Raw genomic sequence first — 14,785 nt, 5'->3', positions numbered from 1 at the left:
TGCCTAATTCCTGATTGCGACAAAATGTTATCGGCCTCACAGAAAATCGATAAATTGCACAAAATGTATAGAAAATAAATTGATGGGAAACAAAGGTATGGAAAACAAGTATCTTATCAAAATAGCATAAAATGCTTATAATAAGTGTATCAATTCTGGTATTTGATACGTTTGCCAGTTGATTAATAATCACTATTACAAGTACCTTAATAAGCGTATTTAAGCAGATTAGAACAAGATGAATAAACACATAATCCCCAAAGTTATACTTCATGAGCATGTTGAAGGCAGTATTACTCCCTTTATGGCTAAAAAATTAGCCAATAAAAATCATTTAACTTTCCCTGATTCATTATGTTATCAACAAGGCGAATATGATGTGACCGAGTATAAAAATGGTCGATATAACTATGATGAATCCGACTTTGTTTCATTTATTCAAACTTATGATACTGTTTCGAGTTTTGTTAAACATCCTGACGATTATTACCTGATTACTTACGATTTTTTAAGCAGAAATGCCAAGCAAGGGTTAATCTATTGTGAACTGTTCTTGTCGCCCTATCATATTTGCGCAATAGAAAGACAAGGAAAAGTTGTTTGGGACAAAGAAAGATTTCAACAAACTCTTAATCAAATGGATAAAGCAATTATTGATGTTCAAAAAGAGCATAATATTACCGTTAGGTACCATGTAATTGGCGTACGACACCTTGGCGCCGATGTGGTGCATGATACGCTGCGTTTTATTGAAAATAATTATCATCCATTTATTACTGGATTTAATATTGCTGGCAATGAGAAAGCTGGGCATTTTGATGATTTTAAAAAGGCTCATCAACTTGCTTCTAAATTAAATTTAAAAAAATCTTACCATGCTGGTGAAATTGACTCAGCTGAAAGTATTATTCAAGCGCTAAAACATGGCGCAAATCGAATTGGGCACGGTATTGCTGCTATTGAAGATGATAAATTGATTAAGCAATTAGTTGATAACAAAATCACTTTAGAAATTGCCCTCACCAGTAATCGTATTTTAGTGAATAAATTACAGGGTGATATACTTAATCATCCAATTAGACAACTGTATGACCAAGGTGTTCGCATTACTCTTAACACTGATGATGCCGGAATTTTTGGTACCGACATTGAAAAAGAATACCATATTGCTCAATCGATATTTTCTTTTTCGCGATTAGAATTGCTTGATATAACACTATGTGGTATCCAAGCAGCTTTTGTTGATGAGCCTATTAGAGTTCGTTTAATGAATTTGGCACTCTCATACTTTACCTCGGATGATAGAAAATTACTGAAAAAATTTATTCATGATAAAAAATATCATCCAGCAATCATTGAACGTTTTTTAACATATCAAAAATTATTATTAGCTATCCCCATTAATTAATTCATCAGAATAATTGGAGATTTACATGAAAAAAAATAAGTTAGCCCTAAGTTTTTTACCCCTATTTATATCTGGTGCTGTTAATGCTGCAACAGTCGATTTAAGAATTATCGAAACGACTGATTTACACGGCAATATGATGAATTATGATTATTTTAAAGATCAAACTATTGATTCATATGGGTTAGTTAAAACTGCCAATTTAATTCATCAAGCAAGAGGTGAAGTAAAAAATAGTGTTCTTGTTGATAATGGTGATTTAATTCAAGGTAGCCCAATGGCTGATTATGCAGTTGATAAAGGCCTTAGTGAGGGTGAGATACACCCAGTATATAAAGCACTCAATACCCTTGATTATGTTGTTGGTAATATTGGTAACCACGAATTTAATTTTGGATTGGAATTTCTGAAAAAAAGCCTTTCTGGAGCTAAATTTCCTTACATTAATGCCAATGTTTATGATGCTAAAACCAATAAGCCATATTTCAAGCAATATATTATTGTAGATACTCCTGTTATTGATAGAGATGATAATAAGCATACTATCAAAATTGGTTATATTGGTTTTGTCCCGCCACAAATTATGCAATGGGACAAACTTAACCTTAATGGCAAAGTTGTTGTCAAAGATATTACCGAAACCGCTAAATTACTAGTACCGGAAATGAAAAAACAAGGCGCTGATGTCATTATTGCAATTCCACACTCTGGCGTGTCGGCTGAACCTTATAAAGCGTTAGCTGAAAATTCGGTTTATTACTTAAGCCAAGTAGAGGGAATTAATGCAATTATGTTTGGTCACTCACATGGCGTCTTCCCAAGTGAAGAATTTAAATCACTGCCTAATACTGATATAAAAACAGGAAATATCAATCATGTTCCCGCGGTCATGCCAGGACAATGGGGAAGCCATTTAGGCGTAGTGGATTTAGTTCTAACGGGAGATAAATCCAATTGGCAAGCTATTTCAGGGAAATCTGAAGCACAGCCGATTTATGACCAAACGAATAAAAAAGCCTTAGTTGAAGCTGATCAAAAACTCGTTGATATTCTAACAACAGACCACCAAGGTACGCGTAAATTTGTAAGTAAACCTATTGGTAAAGTTTCAACCGATATTACTAGCTATTTAGCGCTAGTCGAAGATACATCTGCCTTACAAATTATTAATGATGCACAAACCGATTACGTTAAGCAATTTATTCAAGGCGATCCAGATCTGGATGGTCTGCCAGTTTTATCAGCTATTGCACCATTTAAAACTGGTGGCAGAAAAAACGATCCAAGCGCTTTTGTTGATGTAAAAAAGGGTGATCTTACCTTTAGAAATGCAGCAGATATCTATCTGTATCCTAATATTTTATCTGTGATTAAAATTACAGGCAAAAATGTAAAAGAATGGCTTGAATGTTCTGCGGGTATGTATAACCAAATAGATATTCATACAGCAAATCCACAATACCTAATTAATTGGGATAAATTTAGAACCTATAATTTTGATACAATTGATGGTGTAAATTATCAAATTGATATCACCAAACCTCCACGTTATGATGCTAACTGCCAGTTAATCAATCCAACATCTGAAAGAATAACTAATCTGACTTACCAACAAAAACCACTTGATCCTAATCAAATGTTTTTAATTGCTACAAATAATTATCGAGCTTATAGCGGCATATTCCCAGGTACTGGTGAAAAAAATGTTAAATTTAATTCACCGGATGATTTAAGAGTGATCCTGTCAGCTTATATCACTAAGGTTACTAAACAAGAAGGAGCGGTCAATGTTATTGTTGATAACAACTGGCAAATTGCGCCAATATCGAGTGATACCAAATTAGATATTCGTTTTGAATCATCCCCAACAGATGAAGCTAAAACTTATATTGAAAAACATTCACTATACCCTACTGAATTTATCGAAAAAGATAAATTAGGTTTTGGTGTTTATCGATTAGATTTACAATCATCAGCTAACGCTCAACCTAAAATTTAATTAATATTATTACGAAACAAAGGATTCTCAATATGAAAATTGAAAAACTCATTGAACTCGCTAAAACTGCTCGCTCTAAAGCTTATGTTCCTTACTCCAAATTTCAGGTTGGTGCAGTATTAATCACTGAAGATGATGAGACGATTTTAGGTTGCAATGTTGAAAATGCCTCTTATGGCCTAGCCAATTGTGCAGAACGCACCGCTATTTTTAAAGCAGTTTCAGAAGGTAAAAGAAAATTTAAAAAATTAGTGGTAATTGGTGATACTGACGGTCCAATTTCACCTTGTGGAGCTTGCCGTCAAGTAATCAGTGAGTTTTGTGCTAAAGATATGCCAGTTATTTTAACGAATATGCAAGGTAAAATCCAAGAAACCACTGTTGGTGAATTGTTACCTTGGTCTTTTTCGCCAAGTGATTTAGATTAGTTTTGCTTGTGAGCAATGTAATTTTAGCTATATTGAAAATAGTTAAAATTGAACGCAATTAAAAATAAAAAGAAATTGATACTTATTGTTAGCTAGGATTAGCCTTCTCATCAAGCCAAATTATGGATGAGAAGAATATAATCCTAATTTATTGATATTAAGAGAGACGAATAATGAGATTTGTAGATATTATTGAAAAAAAACGTGATGGACATGCATTAACCACTGACGAAATTCAATTTTTTATTACTAATTACACTAATGGTACTATCCCTGATTACCAAGTTAGCGCTTTATTAATGGCAATTTATTATCAAGGTATGACATCAAAAGAATGTGCGGATTTAACCAGTGCCATGATGTATTCAGGTGATACTGTTGACCTATCATCAATAAAAGGAATTAAGGTCGATAAACATTCAACTGGAGGTGTGGGTGATACCACAACATTAGTACTTGCTCCTTTAGTTGCAGCATTAGATGTACCGGTCGCTAAAATGTCAGGGCGTGGACTTGGACATACTGGTGGCACCACCGATAAATTTGAGTCGATTGCGGGATTCAAAATAGAATTAAGCAAACAAGATTTTATTAATCAGGTGAATACCAAAAGTTTAGCAGTAATTGGTCAGTCAGGTAATTTAACACCAGCCGATAAAAAGCTCTATTCACTACGTGACGTAACTGGCACCGTTAATTCTATTCCACTTATTGCAAGCTCAATTATGAGTAAAAAATTAGCTGCTGGTGCTGATGCTATTGTGCTTGATGTTAAAACCGGTGATGGCGCACTAATGAAAAATATGGCTGATTCAGAAAAATTAGCTCACGAAATGGTCAATATCGGTAACCAAATCGGTCGCAGAACCATGGCTATTATTTCAGATATGTCACAACCACTTGGTTTTGCAATTGGTAATGCACTTGAAATAAAAGAAGCGATTGATACTTTGAAAGGTAAAGGTCCTGCTGATTTAACTGAGCTAGTTTTAACATTAGGTAGCCAAATGGTTGTGCTTGCCAACAAAGCGAAAACATTAGAAGAAGCCAGAGCTAAACTGCAAGAGGTCATAAAAAATGGTAAAGCAATTGAAAAATTTAAAACCTTAATTGAAGCGCAAGGTGGTGATAGCTCGGTTGTTGATCATCCTGAAAAATTAGCAAGCGCGCCATACCAAATCGCACTACCTGCGCAAAAATCAGGCTACATTACAAAAATTATTGCGGATCAAATTGGCATTGTTGCAATGCAATTAGGCGCGGGGCGAGCAACCAAAGATGATATCATCGATCCAGCGGTTGGAATCGTATTACATAAAAAAGTCGGCGATAAAGTTGATGAGGGTGAAGCTTTATTAACGATTCATGCCAATACTGATAAGCTTGATGCAATCAAACAAAAATTGTATGACAATATTATTGTTAGTGATAGTGCAAGCGAGCCACAATTGATTTATAAAGTGATTACGGAGTAGTCATTATAATAAGGATTTAGGAGGAACCATGTTTCAGCCAAAATTAAATAAAAAAATATCACTACTTGTTGTTTTGAGTATGTTTTCAGCTAATGTTATAGCGACTGTTTCGAACAAAAAACAAACAACACCCACTTGGAAAAAGAACACAATTTATCAATTTACTATTTTACATACTAACGATCACCACGGTCGTTTTTGGCAAAATGATATTGGTGAATATGGACTTGCTGCACAAAAAACAGTCGTTGATAAAATAAGAAAGGAGGTAGCTGCTAAAGGCGGAAAATTGTTGCTTCTATCTGGCGGTGATATTAATACTGGCGTTCCTGAATCCGATGTGCTTCAAGCAAAACCTGATTTTTTAGGTATGAATGAAATTGGCTACAATGCGATGGCTGTGGGTAATCATGAATTTGATCACCCTTTAACGATTATTCGTGAACAACAAAGATGGGCAAATTTTCCTTTTCTATCTGCAAATACTTACTTTAAAGGCACCGATAATCGCGTTTTTGATGCCTACACAACATTTGATTTAAATGGTATTAAAGTGGCAGTATTTGGATTAACCACGGATGATACAACTTTTTTAGCTTCACCTAAAAATACTGATGGCATTGAATTTCATAAAACCTTACCCGAGGCGCAAAAAATTATAGCTCAGATAAAAAAGATGGAACATCCTGATATGATTATTGCTTTAACGCATATGGGACATTATGAAAATGGCGAACATGGTTCAATGGCGCCTGGAGATGTTGAATTAGCCCGCGGGTTAAAAAGTGGTGAATTAGATATGATTGTGGGTGGTCATTCACAAAATCCCGTTTGTATGGCAAGCCCAAATAAGCGCATTACCGAATATGTCCCAGGAACCCCTTGTGCACCCGATCAGCAAAATGGAACTTGGATTGTTCAAGCGCATGAATGGGGTAAATATGTTGGGCGTGCAGATTTTACCTTTTTAAACGGCAAAATAACTTTGCAAAATTATCAACTAATCCCTATCAATTTAAAAAAAGAAGTCGATAATGGTGATGGTACAAAACGCCTTGAATATTACAGTGAAGAGATATTACAAGATAAAAAATTACTTGAAAATCTAAAGCCTTATCAAGAACAAGGAAAGCAACACTTACTAATTAAAAGCGGAGAGTTATCCGGCCGACTTGAAGGTGATCGTAATATTGTAAGATATCAACAAAGCAATATGGGACAATTATTGCTTAGCGCTTTTATTGAAAAAACCAGTGCTGATATGGGGATTATGTCAGGTGGTATGATTCGCGATTCATTAATTGAAGGTAATATTACTTATCGCGATATTTTAAAAGTTGAGCCTTTTGGTAATAACGTTGTTTATTTTGATCTGACGGGTAGTGAATTAATTGATTACCTTAAAGTAGCACTTAACAAAAAACCAGGTTCTGGCGGGTATGCACATATGAAAAATATCACCTTGACACGATCAAACAATAACATTGAAGATATAAAAATTAAAAATGAGCCTATCGATTTACAAAAATCATATCGCATAGTTACGCTAGACTTTTTAGCTGCTGGTGGTGATGGTTACCCAATAACCAATACTTCACCAACTTATGTTGATACGGGCTATCGTGATGCTGATGTAGTAAAACAGTATTTTGAGAAATACTCGCCTATTAATGCATCTGATTATGAACCAACACCATTTATAAATAACTAAATTATTTAGGAAAGTTTAAACGTAAATATTTATTAGGGACACATTGCTCGAAAATAATTACTATATTATTCGGTAATAGCAATTAAGCTAACGCAGCTGTAGTGCCTGTGTTCAAGGCTTATACCTCATTGTTGGCACTACAGTTTTTTGTGATGTTTGATAATGTGGATGATTTCTATATCGAATATCATTAAATTTATTAATAATATTCAATAGTTCGTGTGGTTATCTTGTTATCATTACACTCTTTAACTATCCAGTCACCTTTTTCATTATGTTTAGAAAATTGACACTCAAGAATTGCTTTCTTTTTTATATCAAAATATTTTTTTAAATTGATCAGCTGACCTTGTTTATTATACTCCATAGTATATATGCCATTATCGATCACTCTAGAAATCAACTGATTTTTATTATTATATTGAAATGTCATATTATTATCAAAAAATAGTATTTTATCTTCATCATCGTAGCCGACAAAAACTGAACGAAGTTTATCTACCCCCTCCATTGTTTGGACAAATTTCGTTCTGTGGTCTGTTTGGAAAATATTAAATAAATCGGTTTTCTTATAATTATCTGTTGCAAACGGATTAAGATAATTTTGATTCTGGCTAGGCAAAGACATAGTAAAATAATCATAAAATTTCCAGCTTGTTCTTTCTGTTTCTAAATCATCAGAAGCGACAATACTACGCTCCAGTCCATAATTATAACTTTTAATTGTCTCAATAAAAGAAGTAACTAACCCTCTATCATCAAAATTCATTTCAAAAATAGAGCTGTCGCCATTACCTAGCAAATTTTGGTATTGACCCAATAACTTATTTTTTATATTGCCTGTTGCCGACTTAATACGATTTTCGGTAATGGCATGATCAAAATAGTAATACATTACAACTTGGTTAGTTGAGCGGGCTAAATTTTCTGAAGGATTTGTTTTTGCAAATAATACGGGATCCGATTCTATACCCCAATCGTTAATAATTTGATTATATGAAAAAAAATATTTCCTTATTTTAGCTACTTTTTCTTTGTCGTAATATGCATAAGTGAAATGTTCCTGATCCCATTTATTATCATCTTTACTATAAAAAAATGACTGCATTATCGAATCATCGTTATCAAAGATAAACTCACCATTGACCAGTTTCGCTAACTTTATACTAGACGATATTTGGTTTGGAAATTGCCCATTGATGAGTTCAGGGTAGCTATAGGTAAAATGCGTATTTTTTTTATTTTCGTCTAACTCTCCGGCATAAAAATATTGTTTAAAAATATCACTATTAACCCAAGAAGGAATTTGTTCAATATTATAAGTGACTGTTGCAAATAAATTTACGTTATTGCTAATATCTAAAAAAAATAGTTTATCTAAAGTCACTTGTCCAAAACAAAAACTACCTTTTTTAAATTTTGTATCACTATTTAATTTAGCTAATTGATAGGCTGTGGTCTGGTTGTCAGCATCTAATGAACGGTTTAACAAACCTAAGCTTGTAAAAACTTCTAATCGCCGATTTAATTCGTTGTTTACCCACACTTCCGCTCGTGTGTTTGCTGGGTAACTGAGATTTTTTTTCAGATAAGGGAATGTTACTTTCCCTAGATAAAAACAAATTGGTTTGTCTTGATCTTCCAGTGTTGTTCTAATTTCTTCCGTTAATTTTACTTTGCTTTTATCACATCCTGACAGCATAACTAATAATGTCAGTGGAACAACATTAAAATATTTTTTCATTGTTTTTGATAGCCCTTTTCCTATTACTTTTATTTCTGATAAATCTTTTAAGAAATAATCTATTTTTGATTGTAACATGATTTAGGTAAAGTGATAAGTTTGTTCATTTTGCTTATCTGCTCTAGAGCAATATTCAAATAGCTATATAATATGGGAAGAACTTTGATAAAAAAATAGGGACAACCGTCCCTTAATTTGTAATATATTTCCTATTTATTGTTTTTAAACGCTGCAGCAAATGCGTTCCCCATCGCGCTGTTGCCTAATGATGGCGTATTATTTTGTTTGTTGGTATATGAGCAACTTTTAGAAGATCGATTATCCTCCTGTTTAGTTGATGAAGCAGGCTCATCAAGACGCATGGTTAAAGCGATACGTTTGCGAGGAATGTCTACTTCAATCACTTTCACTTTAACAATATCACCAGCTTTTACAACAGTTCTTGGATCATCAACAAATTTGTTTGATAATGCTGAAATATGTACCAAGCCATCTTGGTGTACGCCAATATCAACAAATGCGCCAAAATTAGTAACATTGGTTACTGTACCTTCCATAATCATACCCAGTTTTAGATCTTCCATTGTTTCGATATCATCAGCAAACTGAGCTGTTTTAAATTCAGGTCTTGGATCTCGCCCTGGCTTATCTAGCTCTTTAATAATATCTGTGACGGTTGGAACACCAAAATGGTCATCCACATAATCTATCGCTTTAAGGGACTTTAAGTAATTTGTATCACCTAAAATTTCTTTTAAAGATTTATGATTTTTTTCTAAAATTCGCTCAACAACAGGATAAGCCTCTGGATGAACCGCTGATGCATCAAGTGGGTTTTTACCATCCATAATTCTTAAAAAACCAGCGCATTGTTCAAAGGCTTTAGGACCTAAGCGCGATACCTTTAATAATTGTTTACGATCAGTAAATTGACCATTTTCATTACGCCAATCAATAATATTTTTGGCAATAACTTTATTAAGCCCAGCAATACGCGCAAGTAACATCATCGAAGCAGTATTCAAATTCACACCAACCGCATTTACACCATCTTCAACCACGGCATCAAGTTTTTTAGCAAGCTGCGTTTGGCTGACATCATGCTGGTATTGACCAACGCCAATTGATTTAGGATCAATTTTAACAAGTTCGGCTAATGGATCTTGTAAGCGCCTTGCAATTGATACCGCACCACGGATCGACACATCAAGATCAGGGAACTCTTGTGCTGCAAGCTCAGATGCAGAATAAACTGATGCTCCAGCTTCGCTAACAATGACCTTTTGCCCTTTAACTTCTGGATATTTTTTTTGAACATCAAGATAAAAGCGTTCTGTTTCGCGCGATGCAGTACCATTGCCAATAGCAACTAATTCGACTTGATATTTAATACAAAACGCTGCAACTATCATAGCGGCTTTATCGGCTTGCCCTGTGTGTGGGTAGATTGTTTCAGTTGCGACTAATTTACCTGTCGCATCAACAACCGCAATTTTAACCCCTGTTCTTAATCCAGGATCCATCCCCATCGTGACTTTCATACCCGCTGGCGCAGCCATTAACATGTCATGCAAGTTAGCGGCAAATACGTTAATCGCTTCTTCTTCGGCGCGTTCACGTAGGGTCGTCATAAGTTCGGTTTCCATGTGCATTAAAATTTTAATACGCCATGCCCAATTAATAACAGCTTTACGCCATTTGTCAGCAGGATCATTATTGAAATGTATCGCTAAATGATCGGTAATAATTTGTTCACAATAACTTTCTTTCGGTGCTTCTTCATATTGAGGATCAGCATTAATTGAAAGTTGTAAAAAGCCTTCATTTCGACCGCGAAACATCGCTAAAGCTCGATGAGACGGCACTTTTGAAATAAGTTCACTTTGTGCAAAATAATCTCGAAATTTTGCGCCCTCTTCTTCTTTGCCACTAACCACTTGTGAAACTAAATGCGCATTATTCCAAAGATAATGCCGTACTTTTGCCAGTAATGCTGCATCTTCAGCAAATCGCTCCATTAAGATATAGCGTGCGCCATCTAATGCAGATTTAGTATCCGCAATACCTTTGTCCGAATTGATATACTTTTCCGCTTCAATTTCAGGATCAAGTATTGGATTGTGCCATAAGTCATTAGCTAATGGTTCAAGACCCGCTTCAATAGCTATTTGACCACGAGTACGACGCTTAGGTTTATAAGGCAAATAAAGATCTTCAAGTTCGGTTTTACTTAACGTTTGTATGATACTTTGGCTTAATTCTGGTGTTAATTTACCTTGTTCTTCAATTGACTTTAAAATCGTTTGTTTGCGATCTTCAAGTTCACGTAAATAGCTCAATCGGCTATCTAAAGTGCGTAATTGAGTATCATCAAGGCCTCCTGTCACCTCTTTTCGATAACGGGCAATAAATGGAACGGTACTACCTTCATCCAATAATTGGATTGCAGCTAAAACTTGCTCTGGTTTTACCGTCAGCTCACTAGCTATAATATGGCTAATTTGTTTATTAATCATGGTTATTTTATCTATTTTTTAACATGCGGTAATTATATACCTATCTTCGTTTTTGTTGCAATTTAACGAATTTGATCAGTTATCTAAAAATAGCACGACTTATCATTAATTCTTATTGCGTAAAAGAATATTAAATAAAACTGATAATTAAACTCACCATTTTATTTAGCAACACATATCCCATAATAATCATAACTTGGTTCCTTAGTCGTCACTTTATTATCATACAATGCTCCAGTATTCATATTTACATAAATAACATTGCCATTACTTGGTGAAATTCCACTCGTCCAACCATAAGTTTGATTATAAAAATTAGCCCCTGAAAAATACGCCATTGCTCCCCATTCAGTAAGCAATCCTTGGTGAACAGCTCTTTTATAATTATGATGAGGATGAAAATTATCACTTAAACTATTTAACCTAGCATTACTCAAATCCCTAACATTTGCTTGTCGATAATTGCCTAACCCTTCACACCACTCTTTTTGCTGAGCAGGCCAAGCAACAAAATCCCCTCGATTAATAAACCACTGCGTTATTCTAAATTTATAAATGAGCTTTACACCCTGTTTTGTTGTGCCAATTAATTCAATATCAACAGGTAAGTTGGCTGTTGGTGCTGTAGCTTTATCTTCACCTTTACTTGATGAGTCAGGATCTTTTAACGTGACAAGCACCATATTCTTGTTATCATAAACTTTGAATCCTTTTGAGCTTGGAGCTTCTGTTTTTTCTATGCTTGCGGTAATTGCATTAAGCGAACTATCATCAACATTTGATGTTTTTACCGCCCATGTTGTTGTATCTAATGAATTATCTATCCCATTGGTCACTAAATAGAAATAAAGCCCATTTGCACCTGTTGATGGGAAATTATCTAAATAATCAGATTGTGGTACATGACCATTGTTAGTTGTTGGGTCAAAAATGCTTTTATCGCCATAGGTATAGCCTCCACCAGCATAAGATATATTTGGGCTGGCATATTTAATTGCTTCGCCACCTATTTTGATATGAAATCTTCGATAAGGAGTCTTAGTTATGGCTATCTTATTATCTGGGTAATTCTGAGAGTTTGGCACACCATACTTTGTATTCAAAGAAACAGAGCCACTTACTTTAATATATGGGTAAATACCATTTTTCAATAATGTACTAAATGTCGTTGTTGTCTGAGCTGCTGTTAATTTAACCTCATTGTTATCTGAATCTTCATAATACCATACTAGAGAAAGAGGATGGGCTGTATCTTCTGATAAAGAAATATCACCATCACCATCAACATCTATTACATCTGTATTTTGAGGTTGTTTGATTGCAGAGGATAATTTCAAACTCACTGGAGTTTTAGTCGCAATATTAATGCCTAGTGCAGAATCCAAATCGTTTGTATTAAAATAAGTTTTTCCATCATAGGTAACACCAAAATAATCAAATTCAGCATTCGATTCAATACTATTTTCAATCGAAGTAATAAAGCGAGGGCTGTGTCCTTCAATAACATTAGTGGTAACAGCCGATAATGCTAAAGACTCTGTTGAGAAAAAACTTACAAAAAAAGCTAAGTTAAAAGCTAATTGGTACCGTGTAGCCATATTAATACCTAATAATAATTTCAAGTTATATAAAATCTGTTATTGAATTTCAATGATTGTTGAATTAAACCTATTTATGTAGTGCACATAACTTAATATAATTATTAGGTAAACCATTTATCATTAATAGAAGAAAAAAACGAAAAACCATAACAAAACCTTGTTTTTATCTTTGCGACACAATTTAAATCAAAAACAACAAAAACATGTGAAATACATATTAAATACTCGATTAAACACTAAAATACATAAAATAAAATGAAAAGGACGTTAAATTATGCGAACAGCAAATTATATAACAAGAGAAGGGTATTTAGCGCTCGAACACGAATTAAAATATTTGTGGAAAGAAGAAAGGCCTAAAGTTACCCAAGCAGTATCTGATGCAGCGGCCCTTGGCGATCGCAGTGAAAACGCCGAATATATCTATGGCAAACGAAGGTTGAGAGAAATCGATAGGCGGGTTCGTTTTCTAACTAAACGATTAGAATCACTGACAATTGTCGATCCTAATCCAAAACAGGAAGGCAGAGTATTTTTTGGTGCATGGGTAAAATTAGAAGATGAAAAAGAAAATCTACATATTTATCGTATTGTAGGAACGGATGAATTTGATCCTAAAAAAAATTGGATATCGATTAACAGCCCTGTAGCAAGAGCGCTAATAGGGCATAAAATTGATGATGAAATATCGGTCATTACGCCAAACGGTAAAACGTATTATTATGTTGTTGATATTAGTTATCGGGATTTTGTGTAAAATTGAACCAATTTATCGCATTTTGTGTTTCAATGTATGAATTCGAAATGATTAACGCTATAATTTTGAAAAACTAATTAAATGCTTAACTTTATGATTGCCGTTAACCAGCTCTTTATCTACCCAATTAAGTCAATGCAAGGTATTGCGTTAGCTAATGCTAAATGTGTTGATGGTGGTTTTGAACATGATCGCATTTTAATGCTAAGTGAACCAGATGGTACATTTATTACTGCAAGGCGGTATCCTGAACTTTTAAAAGTTAAAACGACAATAATTGATAATCAGATAGAAGCTTCATTACCAACCAATGAGTCGATAGCAATTAATTTTGATGAATTTTCGCAAAGTAACGAAGCTACAGAAGTTTGGGGAAATCACTTTACATCACATATTGCGCCAATTAAAGTGAATCAATTTTTTAGTCATTTCCTTCAAAAAGATGTTCAATTACGCTGGATCGGCAAACAATTAAATCGTCGAACCAAGCGCTATCCTGATGTGCCAGTTAGCTTTGCTGATGGTTATCCTTATTTGTTGTTAAATCAAGCTTCATTTAATTATCTTGAGCGACATTGCCCTGAAAAATTGGATATTCGACAATTTCGAGGCAATATTGTTATTGATGGCGCATTGCCTTTTGCTGAAGATGGATGGAAGACCATTAAAATTGGCGAGGTGATTTTTGATATTGTAAAACCTTGTACTCGTTGTGTATTAATCACTTTCAATGTCAATTCAGCAAAAGCACTACACAATAATGAACCTTTAACAACATTAGCACATTTTCGTTCTGATTCAGAAGGTGACATTGATTTTGGGATGAATATGATTACCCGAAACAGTGGAACGGTGTCTATCGGTGATAAAATTGAAATACTTGAACGACAAACAGCCAAAAACTACCTTAAAAATCTTCCTAAAAAAGCACAAAAAGACATTCAGCCTTGCACTATTACTTATAAAAATCAGAAAATTATAGGTAATAATCAACAAACTATTTTAGAACAGCTTGAACAACAGCATATTGCCCTACCCAATTCTTGTCGGGCTGGCGTATGCGGGCGTTGTTTAGTGGTTTTGGAAAAAGGAGAAGTAGAAGCATTGACTTCATCAGCGATAAAAAAGAATAAGCAAATTTTAGCC

9 protein-coding genes and 1 pseudogene are annotated in these 14,785 nt (G+C 34.3%); 7 read left to right on the top strand and 3 right to left on the bottom strand.

Translation table 11 applies throughout. The annotated features are described in order from the left end of the window. The first annotated feature begins 238 nt into the window (after positions 1 to 238). The 5 genes from add (at position 239) to ushA (ending at position 7,021) form a co-directional block, all read left to right on the top strand. Positions 239 to 1,408 (top strand): adenosine deaminase, encoded by a 1,170-nt coding sequence (gene add / locus A9G42_RS07360; RefSeq protein ID WP_065653086.1) that lies wholly within the window; start codon positions 239 to 241, stop codon positions 1,406 to 1,408. 25 nt (positions 1,409 to 1,433) lie between these two features. After that, a complete protein-coding gene (locus A9G42_RS07355; RefSeq protein ID WP_065653085.1) occupies positions 1,434 to 3,407 on the top strand; it encodes a bifunctional 2',3'-cyclic-nucleotide 2'-phosphodiesterase/3'-nucleotidase in 1,974 nt (657 codons plus the stop codon). Positions 3,408 to 3,430: 23 nt separating this feature from the next. Continuing rightward, positions 3,431 to 3,835 (top strand): cytidine deaminase, encoded by a 405-nt coding sequence (locus A9G42_RS07350; protein WP_442903196.1) that lies wholly within the window; start codon positions 3,431 to 3,433, stop codon positions 3,833 to 3,835. A 173-nt stretch (positions 3,836 to 4,008) separates the two neighbouring features. Beyond that, positions 4,009 to 5,310, top strand: a complete 1,302-nt coding sequence (locus tag A9G42_RS07345) for a pyrimidine-nucleoside phosphorylase (protein WP_065653083.1) — start codon at positions 4,009 to 4,011, stop codon at positions 5,308 to 5,310. Between the two features lie 28 nt (positions 5,311 to 5,338). Further along, positions 5,339 to 7,021 carry a bifunctional UDP-sugar hydrolase/5'-nucleotidase UshA gene (gene ushA / locus A9G42_RS07340; RefSeq protein ID WP_065653082.1) on the top strand — a complete coding sequence of 561 codons (1,683 nt, stop codon included), beginning with the start codon at positions 5,339 to 5,341 and terminating at the stop codon, positions 7,019 to 7,021. A 199-nt stretch (positions 7,022 to 7,220) separates the two neighbouring features. On the opposite strand, the gene A9G42_RS07335 is transcribed toward ushA, so the two are convergent. The 3 genes and pseudogenes from A9G42_RS07335 to A9G42_RS07325 all read right to left on the bottom strand — a co-directional run bounded on the left by A9G42_RS07335 (position 7,221) and on the right by A9G42_RS07325 (position 12,879). Next, positions 7,221 to 8,843 carry a hypothetical protein gene (locus A9G42_RS07335; RefSeq protein ID WP_065653081.1) on the bottom strand — a complete coding sequence of 541 codons (1,623 nt, stop codon included), beginning with the start codon at positions 8,841 to 8,843 and terminating at the stop codon, positions 7,221 to 7,223. A gap of 262 nt (positions 8,844 to 9,105) precedes the next feature. After that, positions 9,106 to 11,281 (bottom strand): annotated as a pseudogene (locus tag A9G42_RS07330) (Tex family protein); the annotation flags it as partial. Positions 11,282 to 11,442: 161 nt separating this feature from the next. Further along, complete coding sequence (locus tag A9G42_RS07325; protein ID WP_065653079.1) at positions 11,443 to 12,879, bottom strand: hypothetical protein; 1,437 nt, start codon at positions 12,877 to 12,879, stop codon at positions 11,443 to 11,445. Between the two features lie 277 nt (positions 12,880 to 13,156). Between A9G42_RS07325 and greB the strand changes: the two genes are divergently transcribed. Beyond that, positions 13,157 to 13,639, top strand: a complete 483-nt coding sequence (gene greB / locus A9G42_RS07320; RefSeq protein ID WP_065653078.1) for a transcription elongation factor GreB — start codon at positions 13,157 to 13,159, stop codon at positions 13,637 to 13,639. Positions 13,640 to 13,732: 93 nt separating this feature from the next. After that, positions 13,733 to 14,785, top strand: a 1,053-nt coding sequence (locus A9G42_RS07315) for a YcbX family protein (RefSeq protein ID WP_065653077.1), incomplete at its 3' end; no start/stop codon positions are given.

It is taken from the genome of Gilliamella sp. Nev6-6, from assembly GCF_001690605.1.
GTDB lineage: Bacteria > Pseudomonadota > Gammaproteobacteria > Enterobacterales > Orbaceae > Gilliamella > Gilliamella apicola_C.
This window is presented reverse-complemented; position numbering and strand designations above follow the sequence as displayed.